Annotated in this window: 13 protein-coding genes; 10 read left to right on the top strand and 3 right to left on the bottom strand. The window is 55.2% G+C overall.

Features of this window, described 5'->3' with window-relative positions:
- Positions 1 to 147: 147 nt before the first annotated feature.
- Entirely contained in the window at positions 148 to 1,032 is an 885-nt protein-coding gene (locus tag ABD971_RS21330) for a hypothetical protein (protein ID WP_345325394.1), read from the bottom strand.
- A 945-nt stretch (positions 1,033 to 1,977) separates the two neighbouring features.
- On the opposite strand from ABD971_RS21330, the gene ABD971_RS21325 reads away from it, so the two are divergent.
- Complete coding sequence (locus ABD971_RS21325; protein ID WP_339937990.1) at positions 1,978 to 3,651, top strand: S41 family peptidase; 1,674 nt, start codon at positions 1,978 to 1,980, stop codon at positions 3,649 to 3,651.
- 193 nt (positions 3,652 to 3,844) lie between these two features.
- Here ABD971_RS21325 and aspS read toward each other — a convergent pair whose 3' ends face one another.
- Positions 3,845 to 5,623: an aspartate--tRNA ligase gene (gene aspS / locus ABD971_RS21320; protein ID WP_345325390.1), complete on the bottom strand. Its 1,779-nt coding sequence runs from the start codon at positions 5,621 to 5,623 to the stop codon at positions 3,845 to 3,847.
- A 230-nt stretch (positions 5,624 to 5,853) separates the two neighbouring features.
- The gene (locus ABD971_RS21315) at positions 5,854 to 7,368 is read right to left on the bottom strand and encodes an MFS transporter (protein WP_345325388.1); all 1,515 of its coding nucleotides are present in this window, start codon (positions 7,366 to 7,368) and stop codon (positions 5,854 to 5,856) included.
- Positions 7,369 to 7,588: 220 nt separating this feature from the next.
- On the opposite strand from ABD971_RS21315, the gene ABD971_RS21310 reads away from it, so the two are divergent.
- The 9 genes from ABD971_RS21310 (at position 7,589) to ABD971_RS21270 (ending at position 18,091) form a co-directional block, all read left to right on the top strand.
- Positions 7,589 to 8,143 (top strand): glutathione peroxidase, encoded by a 555-nt coding sequence (locus ABD971_RS21310; protein ID WP_486348648.1) that lies wholly within the window; start codon positions 7,589 to 7,591, stop codon positions 8,141 to 8,143.
- 335 nt (positions 8,144 to 8,478) lie between these two features.
- The gene (locus tag ABD971_RS21305) at positions 8,479 to 9,375 is read left to right on the top strand and encodes a GDSL-type esterase/lipase family protein (RefSeq protein ID WP_345325386.1); all 897 of its coding nucleotides are present in this window, start codon (positions 8,479 to 8,481) and stop codon (positions 9,373 to 9,375) included.
- A 143-nt stretch (positions 9,376 to 9,518) separates the two neighbouring features.
- Positions 9,519 to 10,844: an adenylosuccinate synthase gene (locus tag ABD971_RS21300; RefSeq protein ID WP_339937998.1), complete on the top strand. Its 1,326-nt coding sequence runs from the start codon at positions 9,519 to 9,521 to the stop codon at positions 10,842 to 10,844.
- 33 nt (positions 10,845 to 10,877) lie between these two features.
- Positions 10,878 to 11,639, top strand: coding sequence for a polyprenyl diphosphate synthase (uppS, locus tag ABD971_RS21295; RefSeq protein ID WP_345325383.1), 762 nt, complete (start codon positions 10,878 to 10,880; stop codon positions 11,637 to 11,639).
- Between the two features lie 82 nt (positions 11,640 to 11,721).
- Complete coding sequence (locus ABD971_RS21290) at positions 11,722 to 12,693, top strand: phosphatidate cytidylyltransferase (protein ID WP_345325381.1); 972 nt, start codon at positions 11,722 to 11,724, stop codon at positions 12,691 to 12,693.
- Between the two features lie 98 nt (positions 12,694 to 12,791).
- Complete coding sequence (locus tag ABD971_RS21285) at positions 12,792 to 13,814, top strand: PhoH family protein (RefSeq protein ID WP_345325379.1); 1,023 nt, start codon at positions 12,792 to 12,794, stop codon at positions 13,812 to 13,814.
- Between the two features lie 86 nt (positions 13,815 to 13,900).
- Positions 13,901 to 16,276, top strand: a complete 2,376-nt coding sequence (locus ABD971_RS21280) for an HD family phosphohydrolase (RefSeq protein ID WP_339938006.1) — start codon at positions 13,901 to 13,903, stop codon at positions 16,274 to 16,276.
- Positions 16,245 to 16,805 carry an rRNA maturation RNase YbeY gene (gene ybeY, locus ABD971_RS21275; RefSeq protein ID WP_345325376.1) on the top strand — a complete coding sequence of 187 codons (561 nt, stop codon included), beginning with the start codon at positions 16,245 to 16,247 and terminating at the stop codon, positions 16,803 to 16,805. Before ABD971_RS21280 ends, ybeY begins: the two co-directional genes overlap by 32 nt.
- A complete protein-coding gene (locus ABD971_RS21270; RefSeq protein ID WP_339938010.1) occupies positions 16,802 to 18,091 on the top strand; it encodes a hemolysin family protein in 1,290 nt (429 codons plus the stop codon). The genes ybeY and ABD971_RS21270 overlap by 4 nt, the downstream gene beginning before the upstream one ends.
- Positions 18,092 to 18,264: the final 173 nt, after the last annotated feature.

The following is an 18,264-nucleotide window of genomic DNA, read 5'->3' as shown; positions in this document are numbered from 1 at the left end:
CCTGAGTCGACACCGCCAGTTTCGGGGCATCGCGTTTTGCAGCACGAGCGTCACTGCAATCTACCGATGCCGCCGAAAGTCGTGGCGACTTTCGCTACGACTTGGGGGTTATCCGAATGTGCTGCGTATTACGAGCGGCGTTTCGCATCAACGCGGCGCGACACTGGTGAGCGATGAATCATGCGGCCGCGATTCAATGACTCCCATTTGCTGCAGGTGCTGGTTCACCAGCCCCCACTCGCTTTGAGTCAAATGCGGCTTTTCCAACTCCCAAAACAGAGGGTCGTTGACCACCAACATCGCCAACGACCGAGGCGTATCCTCGACTCGCGGACGCAGCATCCGAATGGTTTCGCCGAGACGCGCTCGCTGTTCGAGCTCGAGATCGGTGGCCATCATTTGCTGGACCATCGGAATGATGGGTGTCCCCCATCGAAGCAATTGCTGCTGAGCCGAGATCCGCACACTTTGACGTGGCGAACGCAATTGTTCGACACAGCAAACGACTTCGGACAAGGGGATCGCGGGAAGCTCGTCATGATGTGCCAACACGGCAACATGAATCTGATCCGACAATTCGGCAATCGAATTCCCTCGCAACACTCGCGAGGTCAAGTCGGCGTAATGCAGATCAAAAACTTCGGGGTTTTGCAACCGGACATGAAACAGCGTCGATCCCGTATAGGAATCCAATTGATCGCCGCGTTGAATCTCCCAGCGAATCATCCCGAATGCGGGCTGATTCAACACACTTCGCTCACCGGTGTGCTTCAACTCGGATTCAATCTTCACTTCCGTTGCGTTGTCAACGCTAAGCGTAATGTGCTGCAGCGGCGACTCGGATAAGTGCGACTTGGATAAGTCTGAATTAGAGAAAGAGGACTGCGGCGTCTGGGAATAAGAAGGCAGCGGCCGGACCATTGGCTGCTGAAGGACGTAGTGCAGTGAAGGGATACCGCGTTGGGCGGTGACGGTGATACTCTCGAATACCTCGTCGTCTTGACGCTGTTGAGCCCCGTTGCGATGCAACATTGGGTTGAGTCCGAGCCGACCTTGAATCAGCTGAAAGCGGACCACGCCGCTGGAAGAAAAGAACGCGTCGCGTTCTGGCGACGCTCGACTCGTAGAAAGACGCTCAGCATCGAGCGGCCTTTGAGCAAAAGTCGCAACGTGAGAAACGGACAGGCCGAGTACAACGGCTAGCAGCGATCGCCACTTCATCCCTGAACCCTCAACTTTCCTCGGGGTCTTTCCCGAGCCTCGCGGTGTTAGCCACGAGTGGTGCAGGTAAGTCGAGTTGATTTGCACAGCGAGCTACGATGCCAGCTGCGAAATCCAACCGAACCTGACCCGCTATATGGGTGCATTTGGTATCAGTGAACGCGCATGGGCCGAACCTGGTCGGGCGCGGCCCGACGAGTCCATTACCTATTATCGCCATAAATTCATTTCTTGTTAAAGAGATCTTTTTTTACGCGGACATCCGCCACCGTAAATCGCGATAAGGCGCAAATCAGACGTTCCCCCCCGAGCATCGCGTGAAACTTTTGTTTCACACGCCCACTGATCGACTGAAAAGCGAAACGTTCAACCGGAGCAGAAAAAGTTCGTTGCCTGCGAACTGGACAACGCCTATCTTTTCTCCTGGAAGCCATGACGACATGCGAGTCGTCTCTAGTGCAGTGGAGGCACAGCGGTAGGAAACAGGCGTGAAACACGCCTGTGCGGTCAGACTCTCTAAGAAGTTGACCGGAAGTATCGGAACATTTGCACCGACCCATTCGCCACTTTTCAAATTGGTGGGGTCAGCACGAATTTCCCGATTTTCCACCGCACCGTTTTTTTGACCAGGCACCCTTTGTGTCCTATATTCCCGTAGCTGTGTGGTCTGAGCGTCTTTGCACAGCTTCATCTAAACATCACCTCCCTGATGTTTAGGGGACCCTCCCGAACGATGCTCCACTGGATTTTGCTCGTATGAATCGGATCCCACAGGTCTATCGTCGCCAATCCGCTGGAACTTTTTTCAGCTTGTTTGCTGCGGCATTGCTGCTCGGCTATGCCGCTCCCGCCTCGGCCCAAGTTGTCACCGAAGCTGAACAGTTTTCAGTTACCCCGGAACAACAAGCGGTTCAGCAAGGACTTGAACTCGAGCAAGCTCGATTGTGGGCCGATGCCGTTCGTCATTACGAGGACGCTTCGAAGAAGCACCCCGGCAGCAAGTCGCTGTACCAACGCTTGACGATCGCGAAGCTGCATTACGATGTCAATCGGCGCTATCAAGACACCAGCTACCTGCAGTCGGTCGACCGATTGTCGCAAGAGCAGGCTCTTGATTTGTACGCCGAGATCTTGGCGAATTTGCAAACCCATTATGTCGAGCAGATCGATTGGGCTCGCGTGATGCTGCATGGCACTGCGGCTCTTGAAGTTGCGTTGACCGAAGAAAAGTTTGTGGACCGCATGCTGGCCACCGCCGACCCCGTCGCGGTGGAAAACTTTCGCCAAAACGTGCATCACCAATTGGCCAACCGCAGCACTGCGACTCGCTTTGATTTGCGAGCCAACGTTGCCTTCGTTGCGTCGTTGGCTAAATCGGAAATCGGACTATCGCCAACCGCCACCGCATTGGAATTCATGAGTGGCGCCGTTTCGACGCTCGACCCGTACACACGATTGTTGTCGGGAAACCAACTTGACGAAATGTTCTCGAACATCGAGGGCAACTTTGTTGGTTTGGGTATCGAACTGAAAGCCGAAAGCAATGCACTGCACATTTTGTCGGTCATCCCCGGCGGACCTGCCGAAGAAGCCGGTTTGATCGGTGGCGACCGAATCATTCGTGTGGAAGCGACCGAAACCAAAACGTCCGACCCTGGCTACGCCGCCGATCTGCTTCGTGGCCCCGAAAAGTCGTACGTTTCGATCGGAGTGTTAGGAGCCGATGGCAACGTCCGTGACTTGAAAGTGCAACGTCGCCGCGTCGAGGTTCCTTGTGTTGAAAACGTGCACATTGTCGACGCCGCCAACCACGTTGGTTATCTGCGTCTGACGAACTTCCAAAAAACGACAACGCGTGACATCGAACAAGCGTTGTGGGATTTGCACCGCCAAGGGATGAAATCGTTGATCCTTGACGTTCGCGGCAACCCCGGTGGATTGCTTTCGGCAGCCGTCGAAGTGGCAGACCGGTTCCTCGGCGACGGACGCATCGTTACCACGCGTGGTCGCAACGCTCGCGAAAACTACGACTACACCGCACATCGTCCTAACACGTGGAACATCCCGCTCGCCGTATTGATCGATCGCGACAGTGCGAGTGCAAGCGAAATTTTTGCGGGAGCGATCGCGGACAGCGGACGCGGCGACGTGATTGGTGAAACCAGCTACGGAAAAGGCAGCGTGCAAGGAATCTTTCGGATGCAATCGGCCAAGTTTGGACTCTGTTTGACGACCGCCAAGTTCTATTCGCCAAGCGGCCGAGCGATCAGCCTAAACGGGGTCACCCCCAGCGTACCGGTTGAACCGACTTACATCGCCGCTCGTCCCAATTCCAATGGTGAAATGACCACCGACCGTGAAGACGCTGTTTTGCAGCGAGCGATTTCGCGATTGTCGGACAACAACTGGATCAGCCGCCGACCGCAATAACCCGATCGTCTGCAAACGATCGCGACCCGAGACGAAAAAAATCCCGCTCCATTGGAGCGGGATTTTTTTATTGCGGGAGAGGCACTTATCGAACTTTACACCGTAGTGGATCTTACCAAAGATCCCCATGCTGCAGGATCTTTCGCAAGATCCACTACCTCAGCTTTTACTTCATTCTACGAACGCCAGCCCCTTACTGAGTCTTCACGCCAACGGTACGCAGGTGCAGTTCGGTGAGTTGCCCCGAATCGACTTCGCCTGGTGCTTCGGTCATCAAGTCGGCAGCCTTTTGAGTCTTCGGGAACGCGATCACTTCGCGAATGTTCTCTAGTCCGGCTAACAACATCACCCAGCGATCGACGCCCAACGCGATTCCACCATGTGGCGGTGCACCGAAACGCAGTGCATTGAGCAGGAATCCAAAACGATCTTCGGCGGTCGCTTCGTCGATCCCCAACAAGTCAAAGACTTTGCTTTGCGTTTTGGAATCGTGGATCCGGATCGTTCCGCCACCCGCTTCGCTACCGTTGATGACAAGGTCATACGCCTGAGCACGACATGCCTTGGGATCGCTGTCAAGTTTTTCGAGGTCGCTGGCAAGTGGTGCGGTAAACGGGTGGTGCATCGCCGTCCAGTTGCCCGTTTCTTCGTCACGCTCGAACATCGGGAATTCGGTGATCCAGCTGCAATTGAGTTGGTCGGGGCTGTAAAGCTTCAGCTCGGCACCTAAACGCTTGCGAAGTGCATACAAACCTTTGCAGGTGACTTCCCAAGTATCGGCCAAGAACATCAACAAGTCGCCTGGTTCGCCCTTCATCAATTCTTTGATCTCAGCCAAATGAGCTTCGTCCAAATTCTTGCTGATTGGGCTCCATAATGTGCCATCGTCTTCGACACGGAACCACGCCAAACCTTTCGCACCAAATTCTTTGACGAATTCGGTCATCTCGTCGATTTGGCGACGCGAGAATTTGGTTGCCGCTTCTTTGACGTTCATACCACGGACAAAGTTGCCGGCATCGGCGGTGCCGCGGAAAACGCGAAACTCGGTTTTTTTGGCGACCGATGTGACGTCGACAATCTCCATGTCGAAACGTAAATCGGGTGCGTCGTGACCGTAGCGACGCATCGCTTCGTCGTAAGTCATTCGCGGCAAAGGCGTTTTAACTTCTTTGCCGAGCACTTCTTTGGCCGTACGCGCGACCAAGCCATCGATCAGCCCCATGATGTCGTCGGCATCGACGAACGACATCTCGAGGTCCAACTGGGTGAATTCAGGTTGACGATCGGCTCGCAAATCTTCGTCGCGGAAACACTTCGCCACTTGGACGTAACGATCGAAACCGGCGACCATCAAGATTTGTTTGTACAGCTGAGGCGATTGCGGCAACGCGTAGAATTTTCCAGCGTGCACGCGGCTGGGCACCAAATAATCGCGAGCTCCCTCGGGAGTACTGCGACCAAGGATCGGTGTTTCCACGTCGATAAAATCATGCTCGGCAAAATAGTCACGCATGACCTTGATGATGCGGCTGCGTTGGACCAGCGCGTTCTGCATTTCTTTGCGACGCAGGTCCAAGAAGCGGTACTTCAGCCGTAGGTCTTCGCCCGGCAGATCGCTTTGGCTGGGGGTGAAGGGGGGGTTGGCGCAAGCGTTCAAGATTTCGACGTGATCGCAGCGAACTTCGATCGCTCCGGTGGGCAATTTGTCATTGGTTTTGCCTTCCAACCGATCGGCGACTTTGCCTTTGATCAGAATCACGCTCTCGCCGGGGATTCGGCCCGCTTCGTCGATCAGTTTGGCGTCGGCCTCGGGAGGCCCGATCACGACTTGAGTCAGTCCGTAGCGATCGCGAAGGTCGATAAAGACCGCGCCGCCGTGGTCGCGTTTGCTGTCGACCCATCCGCACAGGGTCACTTCGGTTCCAATATCGGTCTTGCGGAGTTGTCCGCAGGTATGGGTGCGTAGCACAGAATCGGTCGGGGGCTAGGGAAACGGAATGGGTCAACGAGCAGGATTCTAGCCGCCCGAGTTGCTTTTGCTGAGTGGGGGCAACGGCCAGTTATGGCAAAAGTAAAACGGTTCAGGCAAAAGAAAAGCCGGCATCGGAAAAGATGCCGGCTTTTGCTAGTTTTGAATCTGCCGGGAAGCCGCCAAGGAAGCCGCGTGACTTCGATCCACGACCGTCCCGAGGCAGGAGCTTAGAGCTCGGTTCCGGGAGCTTCCTCGGCTAGCGAGGCATCGCCTTTCTGCTTGGGGGCTTTGAAGGCAAAAATCAGGATCAAGTACAAGATCGCCATCGTCGCGGGAACCAATGCGGTGACTCGAATCGCCATCCGGCTGCCGTACAGGGCGGCTTCGCTGGTCGGAGCCGCATCGACCGAAGCATACTCTTTGTTCGTTTGCCACCAATCGTATTGATTGCGAAGTCCTTCGAATTTCTCGCTCGACCACTCATCGCCAGCGATCGTCTTTTCGTTTTCGATCGAAGCGCCACTATCGGCAAGCATCCCCGCTTTTGCCCCGTCGATACCCACGATTGGCGGGAAGACCAAGAATTGGTTCTCGTTAGGAGCCTTCACTCGCTCGAACGTTTCCGGCGCGTTTGCTTGGATGTACTGCGACGAGAAGTAATCTTGCTTGTATCCAATCCCGGGTCCCCCCAGCAATCCAGCCGAGGTCATTCCAGCAAAACCCATCAAAGCCATCGCCACGGTGGCACTTTGTGGATAGCGTTCGCCAACCACTCCCAACATTGTCGGCCACAGGAAGGTTTTCCCCAGGGCGTAGACGGTTGCAGCAAAGAACATGAAGTAAACGTTGGTGCCGATGCTGATCAAGTACAACCCGGTCGCACCGATACAAGCACTGAAGAACAACAAACCCAGCGACGAAATCTTGTGCACGATGGGGCCGGCAAAGAATCGCAAACCGGTCATCAAGAGCGATGTGTAGATGAACAACGCGGTTCCCAGCGTGGCACTTTTCAAAATACTGCTGGTGATCTTGTTGATCCAGCTATCGGTTCCCAGTTCGACGTAACCAACCAAGGCGTGTGTCAGCAACAGAATGACAAAAAACGGAGCGATCAGTTTGGTGATCATGCCGCCGTAAGAAACCGAACCGGATTGCGCGTGAGTCTGGGGAAAGCGTTCTTTGACCGCGATAAAACCGTACATTGCGGTCGGGATCAGGTAGGTTGCCAGCAGGATTTCCCAGCCAACGCTGCCTTTCAAAAAGACGATCAAACCGCCGATAACCAAACCGGCGGGCCAACCCGCGTGCAGAATATTTAGATAGTGAGTCTTTTGTTCGGGATAAATGGCCGCGGTCAGCGGGTTGATCACCCCTTCGCAAATCCCGTTGCCGACCGCGAAAATGAACGCAGACCAAAACAGGATCATATAGACCGCATCTTTGCCGGCCGCGTTAAAGACCGGGGTGGCCGAGAACAACATCACTGCGGAAATCACGTGACATACGAGTGCCGCCAACATCAACGGCTTGTACCCAATCCAGTCGGTCAGAAACCCCGCCAGCAGAATAACGATGCCGAATCCAAGCAGTCCCCCACCGGTGATTTGCCCCAACTCGGTCATGGTGAACCCATACTGGGTCGACCAGACGTCAAGAAGTCCCGCACGTACGGCAAAACCGATACCGGCTGCGATCAAGGCTAGAAAGCCTGCATAGAGAAGAAGTTTTCGGTTTTCCATAATGCCGGTTCGGTCCGTTGGAGGGGGAGGGAATTCAGATTGACCACGAAATGCTGGCAATCGAAAGTGGTTTCGTCAAGTAAGTCTGCCGTTATTTCGCCAGCAATGAGAGATTAATTCACCTCGACGCTCGTTGCTACTTACTCGCTCGCTATACTCTGCCTAAACAATCAAATTTGCTGCTCATCGCAGTTTCCCCCCTGCTATCGGAGTCCTCTCGATGCGTTTTCTGCTTGCCACTGCCCTCGTTCTCGGAGCTTTCACGACCATGGCGACCGCCCACGATGATCACGAATGTGCACTCGACTTCAAAGTCAAAAACATTGACGGCGAAACCGTGGACCTCGAAGACTACGAGGGCAAAGTGGTGTTAATCGTCAACACCGCCAGCGAGTGTGGGCTGACGCCTCAATACGCGGGACTGCAAGATTTGTACAAAAAGTACGAAGAAAAAGGCTTTGTCGTGCTCGGTTTCCCCTGCAACCAATTTGGTACCCAAGAACCGGGCAGCGAAGCGGACATCAAATCGTTCTGCTCGACAAAGTACAACGTGACCTTTCCGATGTTCAGCAAGGTGGACGTCAACGGCAAAGACGCGACTGCGATCTACAAGTATTTGACCAGCAAAGACGTCAAACCGGCTGGCAAAGGCAAGATCAGCTGGAATTTCGAAAAATTCCTGATCGACCGCGATGGTAATTTGGTCAACCGATTCGCCCCGCGAACGACACCTGACGACGCCGAGCTCATCAAAGCGATCGAATCGGAACTGTAAGTTGCCGCCGGTTTACTCACCAGCAACTGCTCCGTAAGCCAGCGGGTAAGGCGTTTAATCCGGCCGCTTGCACGATCAACGCGACGCCGACCGACAGCGACTAAACGGTTGCTGTGTCGAGGGTTATGAAGCGATCGGGGAGTGGCCGGAACCGTTTCTGGGGTGGTTGCATTTGCCGCACCGCCCAAAATTTTTGCGCCGTTTTGATAGCCTATCAATTAAGCTGCGGCGCAGCCCCTGTGGCGTGCGATGATCGCCCAAGACCGTCTTGGGCGTTTTTTCTGCATTCGCGACACGTACTAACCACCCCAATACCCTCGCATCCCTTTCCTGTCATGCGTTCACTCTCTTGCTTTGCCACAATCGTCACTGGCATCTCGCTCACTGGCATCACACTTATTTTTGGCAGCTTGTTCCCTCATTCGGCATCGGCCGAAACCACGAAACCACTGCTAAACCCGAATGATCGCGTGGCGATTGTTGGGGGCACCCTCGTCGAGCGGATGCAGAGCAACGGTCAGGTTGAGGGTCAGCTGCAATCTCGCCGTCCCGATTGGAAATTGACCGTTCGAAATTTGGGCTGGTCCGGCGATGACGTCCACGGCTACGCACGAAAACGCTTTGATTCGCCGCGAGAAGGCTATTCGCGACTGATGGCAGACATCCAAGTCGCTGACCCAACGGTGGTTTTATTGGCGTACGGATTTGCCGAAGCGAGCGATGGCGAACGGGCGATCGGACGATTTGCTGACGGATTGAAGCGATTGATCAGCGACATTCAGCAAACAAATCGCCGTGTAATCCTGATGACGCCCTTTCCGCTGCCAGGCTTCAAAACCGAAAATTATCAAGAATCAATCGCTCAGGCACGTGAAATCGTGCAAACGGTCGGCAAAGAAACCGATTCCGCAGTGATCTCGATTGCTTGGGAACCGAGTGGCAAGGAAGTCACCGCCGATGGCTTGGTTCCCAACGAAAAGGGCTATGAACGCTTGGCCAACGAATTAGCCGATGCATTGGTGGGTGGCCAGCCACACCCGGTTCAAGATGAACTTTCGCAGCAAATCGTTCGCAAAAATGAGCTTTTCTTTCACCGATATCGGCCTCAGAACGAAACGTACCTGTTGCTGTTCCGCAAACACGAGCAGGGAAACAATGCGGTGGAAATCGGAGAGTTCCCGCCGTTGATTGAAGCGGCGGACAAAAAAATCTGGGCCTCGGCAGCACAATAGTGGCCGATCGGCTCGGAAGTTTTGTCACACTTACTCTCCACCTGCTTGCCAGCATCCGCGCTGGGGCTTAGGCTTTTCCGTTTGCGCCGTGGGGATTTCCCCCCCGGGAATTTCCCCCCCCAAAGTTCTTGGGAGTTCGTTTGGTGTCGGGTACTTGTGTCATTGGTCTGCAGTGGGGCGACGAGGCAAAAGGCAAGCTGGTTGATCTGCTTGCACCTCAGTTCGATATCGTGGTTCGTTATCAAGGAGGTGCCAACGCAGGGCACACCGTGGTCGCGGGCGATCAAACCTACAAATTGCACCACATTCCCAGCGGGATTTTGCATCCCCAGGTTCAAAACCTCATCACGCCTGGTGTGGTAATCAATCCGTCGACAATGCTCGACGAAATCGATGCATTGGCGCCTCGCGGGGTCGACTGTGCAAAGAATCTGATGATCAGCGAGCGGGCTCACTTGGTGATGCCTTGGCATATCGCCGAAGACCGCCAGATCAACGCAACCGAAGTTCGCGGTGAATCGATTGGCACGACCAACCGAGGCATCGGACCGTGTTATCGCGACAAAGTGGGACGCACCCACGCAATTCGCATGACCGATCTGATTCAGCCGCAGCGTGACGAACGCATTCGCACGGTTGCCGAGCAAAAAATCCAACTGCTGAAAAACCTGGGCGCTTCGGAAGAAGAACTGCAAAAAATCGCCCCCGAAGTCGTCGTCCCTTTGGCGGCCAGCTGGGCAGAACGTCTGGAAGGCATGATCGGCGACACCACCGATCTGTTGCTCGATGCGACCGAAGCGGACAAACGTATCTTGTTCGAAGGTGCGCAAGGTGCCTTGTTGGACATCGACCACGGCACGTATCCCTTTGTCACGAGCAGCAACAGCAGCGGCGTCGGCGTTTGTGCCGGTGCCGGGGTGCCACCAAAGTGGATCAACACCGTGCTTGGCGTTTGCAAAGCCTACAGCACTCGCGTCGGCGGCGGCCCCTTCGTCACCGAACTCGACGATGCGACCGGCGATCGCATTCGCGACCTGGGCAACGAATATGGAACCACCACCGGACGCCCACGACGCTGTGGTTGGTTCGATGCGGTGGCCGTTCGCTACACCGCACGTCTGAGTGGAGTGACACGCTTGGCATTGATGATGATGGACGTGCTGGCTCACCTCGATGAATTGAAGGTCTGTGTTGCCTACGAATTGGATGGCAAACGAATCGAACGATTCCCAAGTCACGCGGACGAATTGCGTCGCTGCAAACCGATTTACGAAACGATCCCTGGTTGGAAAGAACCGGTGGACGATGTTCGCCGGATGGATCAATTCCCCGCCGGTGCAATGGATTATGTCCGACGCATCGAAGAACTCGTCGGCGTCCCCGTAGGCGTTCTTTCGGTCGGCCCCGATCGAGCGCAAACGATCTTTACCGATGCCGCATCGGAACTTGCACTGCAACCGCTAAGCTAGTCAGGAAGCATCGCAAGTAAGGCGAACTGCAAGATGAAGGATCCAGTGAAAGCATGTGCCGACCGGGCAAGCGAAAGTGCCGAGAGCAAACGTCCTCGGCACATCGCGATCATCATGGATGGCAACGGTCGATGGGCTCAGGCACGTGATTTACCGCGAATCGAAGGACATCGCCGTGGTGTCGAAACGGTTCGCATGGTAAGCGAAACCGCGACGGAACTGAACATCGACGCGATCACATTGTATTGTCTGTCCAGCGAGAATTGGAAACGTCCCAAAGCGGAACTCGAATTCTTGATGCACTTGCTCGAGCAATATTTGATCGAGGAACGTCGCACGATCATGGACCAGGGTCTGCGATTGAAGGTGATCGGCCGACGCGATCGATTGCCTGAGAACGTCATCAAAGAGATGGACAAAACTCTGGCCATGTCCGAAAGCAATCCCGGCACTCAACTGGTGCTGGCGATTGATTACGGCGGGCGTGACGAGATCACAAAAGTCGCTCGGGAATTGGCTCGTGAAGTCGCTGCGGGATCACTCCGCGAAGAAGAGATCAGCGAAGAACGGATCACCTCGCGACTCTATACAGCAGGGTTGCCCGAAGTCGATTTAATGATTCGCACCGGTGGCGACATGCGAGTGAGCAACTTTTTGCTATGGCAATTAAGTTACTCCGAGTTGTGGATCACCGACACATGTTGGCCCGAATTCACGCGTGAAAACTTTCTCACTGCGATTGACGACTTTGCTCTTCGCCAACGACGTTTCGGCGGACTGAACGTGAATGAGTGACATCACGCTTTGTCGCTCCAGATCAATGCAGCGCTCTCACGTGCCTGTGATCGCCTTGGCCCCTTCGCATTAGGAATAACGCGTGCTTATTGACCGTCTAAAAACTTCGGCTGTTTTGCTTTCCATCGTGGGCTTGCTGATCTACCTTGATGCAAACCACTCGGTCGATGGCGCCGAAGGCCTTTGGTTGATTCCGCTGCTGCTGTTTTTTGCGCTCGGCACCGCATCGGACCTGTCGTCGCTGTTGTCAGCGAGTGGCCGAAACGTCTCGCGATCGATTGCCATGTTCACCACCGCGATGGTCACGTTGTCGGCCTGTGTGCCCATGGCTTGGCCGCTGTTTGATTCGGTTTATCCGTTGGATTGTCCCCTCGGGCGTTTGGGTTGGATTGTGGCAGCGGCGGTCGCTGCGGTCATGATCACGTTGGCGGCCGAGATGTGGACTTACGGTCGCCCTGAGATCCAGCGAGAAAAAGGCTACGCAATTGACCGCACCTTGTCGGGTGTTTTTGTGTCGATGTACGTCGGGTTGCCAATGGCATTGCTGGTTTCGCTGCGTTCGCTCGGCTCGGTAGATCCGAGTGAACCGAGCAGTGGAAACTGGGGGTTAGCGGCACTGATCACGATGATTGCTGTGACAAAATCGACCGATGCGGGCGCCTATTTCGTCGGCCGCGCGGTCGGACGACACAAATTGATCCCACGTCTTAGCCCCGGCAAGACCTGGGAAGGGGCCGTTGGGGGAATGCTAACCAGCACGATCGTTGCATTCGCGTGCTTGCATTGGCTTTTTCCTGCGGTGGCGCCAACCGCAAGTGCGCTCACTTTGATACAGTGCATTATCGGCGCGATGGTGTTGGGTCCGGTGTTGGCGATTGCGGGAATGATGGGCGATTTAGCCGAATCACTCGTAAAACGCGATGCAGGGGTCAAAGACAGCGGATCATGGCTTCCCGGTTTGGGGGGCGTTTGGGACGTGACCGACTCGCTGATTGCAGCGGTTATGCCTGCGTTTCTGTGTTTTGCTGCCGGAGTGGCAGGCCCACCTGGGTGAGGAAAACGCTTGTACACCCAGAGATTTTAAATGTGATACAAGCACTCGCTCACGCTAGAATCGAGCGAAGTAGGAGACTAAACCTTTCAGGCACTTGAATGACCGAAGCGACATTATCGATTGCGAATCCTGCGGAAATCCTGACTTTGTTTGGGCCGCGTGACCAGCATTTGCGGAAACTGCGTCGAGCGTTTGACGTCAGCATCACGCTGCGAGACGGACGAATCCGGATCGCGGGCGAAGAGGACAACGTCAATCGGGCGACCCGCACGCTTGAAAAGATGCGTCACATCTCGCGTAAAAAAGGGGATTTGGCGAGCGAAGACGTCGATGCGGCGGCGACCGAAGAGGGCGCCACGATCGAAGGTGCCGTGCCGACCATCTCGGGCGACGACATCGATATCCAGCATGCCGGTCGGCGTGTGAAGCCGCGAACGCCCGGGCAAGGACGTTATGTCGAAGCGATTCGCCGCTTCGATTTGGCCTTCGCTACCGGGCCTGCAGGCTGCGGAAAAACCTATTTGGCAGTGGCAACGGCGGTCGAAGCACTGCGTGCCGGACAGGTACGAAAAATTGTCTTGGTCCGCCCCGCAGTCGAAGCCGGGGAAAGTTTGGGGTTCCTACCGGGGGATTTACGGGCCAAACTGAACCCGTACTTGCGACCGTTGATGGATGCGCTTGGCGAAATGATCGATTTCGATCAAGCTCGGACCTTGATGGAGCAAGACGTGATCGAGATTATTCCGCTCGCTTACATGCGTGGACGGACCCTCAACGATGCCTTTATCATATTGGACGAAGCACAAAACACGACCGTCGCACAAATGAAGATGTTTCTCACGCGGATGGGCGAACGCAGCAAGATGGTGGTCAGTGGCGATATTTCGCAACAAGACTTGCCGCGCGGGATCACCAGCGGACTGCGTGATGCCATTCAACGTCTCAGCGACATCGAAGGCATTGGCATCGTGCGACTGCGCCGAAGCGATATCGTGCGTCACCGTTTGGTGCAAAAAATTGTGGAAGCTTACGACGATGACAAACATCATGAGAGCGAAAGTTTGCATGATGAATCCCATCACCCGCGTCATCCTAGCGAGGGCCCTAAGAACCGCGAGTAGTTCCGACGTGACGTGAAACCGATTCAATCGGACCACGTGCGTTCAGACAATCCCGTTTTAGGTAGCGGGGCTCTAGGTTTATTGCGATGAGTGGCACAAGCAAACAACGAACACGCCAAGAAAGGATCGATTCGCTTGGGATTCCCAAGCCTCGGTTGATCCAGTGGTGGCAGCGCAGCGACAAGGCCGACTTTTCGATCCGCGTTGGCATGGCGATCCTTGCTGCGGTATTGATGCTCGTCCTTTGCCATGCGTGGCGACCTTCGTTCGCCTATCGCAAAAACGCGATTCCCGCGCGGGATATCATCACGCGGGTCACGTTCCAAGTCAAAGACGAACTGGAAACCGATGCCGTCCGTCGCCAGAAACGCCGCGAAGCCCCGGTGCTGTATCGAAATCGCACCAAACCGCTGGATCAATTGCGAGCGGTTTTGAAGGACCAATTGTTCTTGGCTCTGGGGGCGCAGTCGTTTGACCAAATGAACGAAGACGAACGAAAAGCGTTCGCTCAGTTCTACGAAGGTGACGAAACCGCAGAACCTGGTGACACATCGGCGGAACGTTTCGCGACGTTGAAATCAGTCTTAGCCGACGACCCTGAATTGATCAAAGTCGATGCGGCCGTCGGCACGGCGATGGAGCCGATGTACAAACTGGGGCTGCTCAAAGCGATGCAGCACACGCCCGACCAGGGCAACCAGCGGATGATCATGGTCTATCCGGCCGGTCAACCCGACGAAGCGGTACCGGTCGAAGTCAGTCAGGTGCGAATCGCGCAGGCGAGCAGCAATCTGCAGTCCTTGTTGCAAGAATACTTTCGCCCCAGCTTCGGCAGCGAGCGTGGCCAAGTGGTCGCGGGCATGATCAGCGATTGGATTGTCCAGCGGTTGCCGCAATACGAGACCTTGCAATACGACGACGAGTTGAGCGAGCGAGCACGATTGGATGCCGCTCAGAACGTCGAACCCGTCATGACCTCGTATTACTCTGGCGATTCGAAGTTAGCCGAAGCGGGCAAACCACTCGGGCTGAAAGAACTGGCGCTGCTGCGAGTCGAAGGCAAAGAATTCGTCAGCCGCATGGGTTGGCGAGACAAAATAGCACGCTTCGCTGCTTTTTCTGGAATGATCGCAGCGTTGTATTTACTGTGCGGCGCTTACATCTTTTTTGTCGAAGACCGCAGCCTGTTACAGGACCAAAAGAAATTAGCCAAATTATTGGCATTGATCGTGACCGCTGTCGCGCTCAGTTTTTATGCATCACGCGACGAGTGGCGTAGCGAATTGATCCCGCTTGTGCTGGCGTCAATCATCGCCGCGGTAGTCTATGGACGCGAACTCGCACTGCTGCTGATGGCCGCCGCGTGTCTAAGCGTGACGCTGTTCCTCAGTGCTGAATTGTCGGAATTAGTCATGATGTTGGCGGCGTGTACGAGCTGTACGCTGCTGCTAGGACGCATTCGCAGTCGCACTCACTTGTTGTACGTCGGCACGATCTCGGCCGTCATCACCGCAGCCACCGTGATCGGCGTTGGCATTGTCACCTCGCAAACGTTATCGGTGGTCAATGCGACCGGTGACATCGTAGGCGAAGTGGAATCGCTGTACCGCGGGCCTCAATTTGACGTGGTGCTGTGGGGACTGGGTCGCGAAGCGATGTGGGCAGGATTCTGTATCGTGGTTTCCTCGGCTGCAATGACTGGACTCTTGCCGCTTGTCGAAAAAGCGTTCCGAGTGCAAACGGACCTCAGTCTGTTGGAACTTGGCGATGCCAGCCATCCGCTACTGCGTCGACTCGCTCAACGTGCACCCGGGACGTACAACCACAGCATCAATGTGGCTTCGATTGCCGAATCTGCTGCCGACGCGATTGGCGCCAACGGATTGCTGGTCCGCGTGGGTGCCTATTTCCATGACATCGGCAAGATGTTCAAACCTGAATACTTTATCGAGAATCAAAGCGCCGGAGTGAACCAACACGATTCGCTGCAACCAGCCATGAGCACGTTGGTGATCATCGCGCATGTGAAGGACGGTGCGGATTTGGCGCGCAGCCATCATTTACCCGAATCGATCATCGATTTCATCTTGCAGCATCACGGCACGACGCTGGTTGAGTATTTTTATCGCGAGGCGGCCCGTCGCAGCGAGGAAGATCCCAACGGGGAATCGGTCAGCGACAAAGATTTCCGCTATCCTGGACCCAAACCGCAAACGCTCGAAGCCGCGGTGATGATGTTGGCCGACACGGTCGAAAGTGCGAGCCGCACCCTGGTCGACCCGACTCCCTCGCGAATCCAAGGACTTGTCGACGCCATTGCTCAAAAGAAAATGGCGGATGGCCAGTTCGATGAATGCGGATTGACGTTCCGCCAACTCGATCGCATCCGCACCAGTCTTGTCAAATCTTTAACCGCCATCTATCACGCACGTGTCAAATATCCTGGACAACAATCAGCCTAACGAGAGCGGCGACCAATCGGCCCCGAAACTCTCTATCGAAATCGTGACGGACGACCCGCTGCCTGAGCCCGATTGGTACGACCGCATTCGTTCCGCCGTGACCCATGCTACCGCGTTACGTGGTTATTCCTGCGGCGAGATCGGGGTCCGCGTGAGCAACGACGCCGAGATCCGCCAGATCAACGCACGGCATCTGGACCACGACTATGAAACCGATGTCATCAGTTTCGCCTACACCGACGAACTGCCCAGGATCGAAGGGGAACTCGTCGTCAGCCTCGAAACCGCCCAACGCGTCGCGGAGCGTGTCGGTTGGTCCGTTGAGAATGAATTGCTGCTGTACGTCGTCCACGGCACCTTGCACATCGCCGGCATGGACGACCTGCAAGACGATGTGCGGCAAGAAATGCGAGCTGCGGAATGCCAAGTGATGCAGTCGTTGGGGATTGAGGACATCATTCACTACGGCCCCGACCGCGTGGAAGTGAACGTCCAACCGAGCACCTCGATACCGGAGACGCGGTCATGACCGATTCGGTAGCTTGGGGATTACTCTCGGCATTGGGCTTTGTGTTCAGCAGTATCGGGGGTCTCGGCGGCGAATTGCTGGACCGATTCGCCGGTCGACCTTTGGAAGCCTATTGCCGGTTGAATAAAAACCGAGAACGGTTTGGTGCCGTCATCGATCATCAAGACGCAGCGATTCGCGGCAGCGAATACCTGCGGATGATCGGAACCGTGTTGTTCCTGATCTCAGGCACGACGGCGCTTTTTGTTGCTGAAGAGAATCCGATTGGCCGTGATCTACTGATTTGGTTTTTAACCGCCGGTCTCTCGATCATGTTGGTTCACGCGTGGGTGCCGACGGCGGTTACACGCTTTGCATCGACTCAGGTGCTGTATCACACATGGCCGTTTTGGCGATCGTTGTCGATTTTCATGCACCCCTTATCAGCGCCGGGGGAATTGGTCGAGGTGATCACTCGACGGTTGGCGGGAAAACACGAGCACGAGGACGAAGACGAAGAGCAACTCGAAGACGAAATCCGCACGATCGTCACCGCGGGCGAGCGGGAAGGCTACTTTGGGCCGGGCGTTCGTGAAATGATCCAAGGCGTCATGACGCTGCACGAAGACCCAGTCGGTCACATCATGACGCCGCGAAGCGATGTCGATGCGATCGAAGTTTCTTGGGAATGGGACCAAATCCTAAAGACGATTGTCGAGGCCGGCCGCACTCGCTTGCCCGTTTACAATGGCACGCTCGATAACGTGGTCGGGGTGCTGTACGTCAAAGATCTGCTGCCCTTTCTCGAAGCCCATCATCAACCCAAGGAACCGGTGTGCGAGATCATGCGACGTCCTTGGTTTGTCCCGGTCGATCGATCGGTCGAGTTTCTGCTGCGTGAATTTCTGCATAGTCGAAGCCATATGGCGATCGTGCTGGATGAATTTCAACAAACCGCTGGAGTGGTCACGATCGAAGATGCGTTGGAAGAAATCGTGGGCGAGATTGTCGACGAGTCCGACGAAGACGAAGAGATCGGACTGCAAGTCATTGACGATGACACGGTCGAGGTGGATGGCCGCTTGATGATCGATGACCTGAACGAATTGCTCGGCTGGGATCTGCCGGAAAGCGACGACTACGAAACCGTCGCCGGCTTTGTCCTGTCCCATGTCGGATCGATTCCCGAAACCGGGACGCGGCTGACGCTGGGCGATTCAGAGATCGAAATATTAAAAGCGAGCAATCGCAAGATCGACTCGATGCGAATCCGCCGTCAAAACGTTACCGACCAAAAAGTGGGGTAACAATTCCACTCATATTCAGTGGTAAGGGCGCCGGCGGTGACGTTTGGCAAGGGAATCACAGGCAAACTCGACTCGCACGCAAATTTCATCGTCATTGTCCTGTATTTCGACGATTTCGAATGCCGATAGACACCGTTCCCGTGATTGTAGTTCGCTACTTACAGAGCTACACT

The organism is Novipirellula rosea, from assembly GCF_039541335.1.
In the GTDB taxonomy this organism is placed as follows: domain Bacteria; phylum Planctomycetota; class Planctomycetia; order Pirellulales; family Pirellulaceae; genus Novipirellula; species Novipirellula rosea.
Note: the sequence above shows the minus strand (reverse complement) of the source record. Positions and strands in the feature narration are given on the sequence as shown.

What these genes read in the sequence shown, in the direction of transcription:
- ABD971_RS21330 (WP_345325394.1), bottom strand. Translation starts at nt 1,032, where the DNA reads ATGTTGCATCGCAACGGGGCTCAACAGCGTCAAGACGACGAGGTATTC.
- ABD971_RS21325 (WP_339937990.1), top strand. Translation starts at nt 1,978, where the DNA reads ATGAATCGGATCCCACAGGTCTATCGTCGCCAATCCGCTGGAACTTTT.
- ABD971_RS21315 (WP_345325388.1), bottom strand. Translation starts at nt 7,368, where the DNA reads ATGGAAAACCGAAAACTTCTTCTCTATGCAGGCTTTCTAGCCTTGATC.
- ABD971_RS21310 (WP_486348648.1), top strand. Translation starts at nt 7,589, where the DNA reads ATGCGTTTTCTGCTTGCCACTGCCCTCGTTCTCGGAGCTTTCACGACC.
- ABD971_RS21305 (WP_345325386.1), top strand. Translation starts at nt 8,479, where the DNA reads ATGCGTTCACTCTCTTGCTTTGCCACAATCGTCACTGGCATCTCGCTC.
- uppS (WP_345325383.1), top strand. Translation starts at nt 10,878, where the DNA reads ATGAAGGATCCAGTGAAAGCATGTGCCGACCGGGCAAGCGAAAGTGCC.
- ABD971_RS21285 (WP_345325379.1), top strand. Translation starts at nt 12,792, where the DNA reads ATGACCGAAGCGACATTATCGATTGCGAATCCTGCGGAAATCCTGACT.
- ABD971_RS21280 (WP_339938006.1), top strand. Translation starts at nt 13,901, where the DNA reads ATGAGTGGCACAAGCAAACAACGAACACGCCAAGAAAGGATCGATTCG.
- ABD971_RS21270 (WP_339938010.1), top strand. Translation starts at nt 16,802, where the DNA reads ATGACCGATTCGGTAGCTTGGGGATTACTCTCGGCATTGGGCTTTGTG.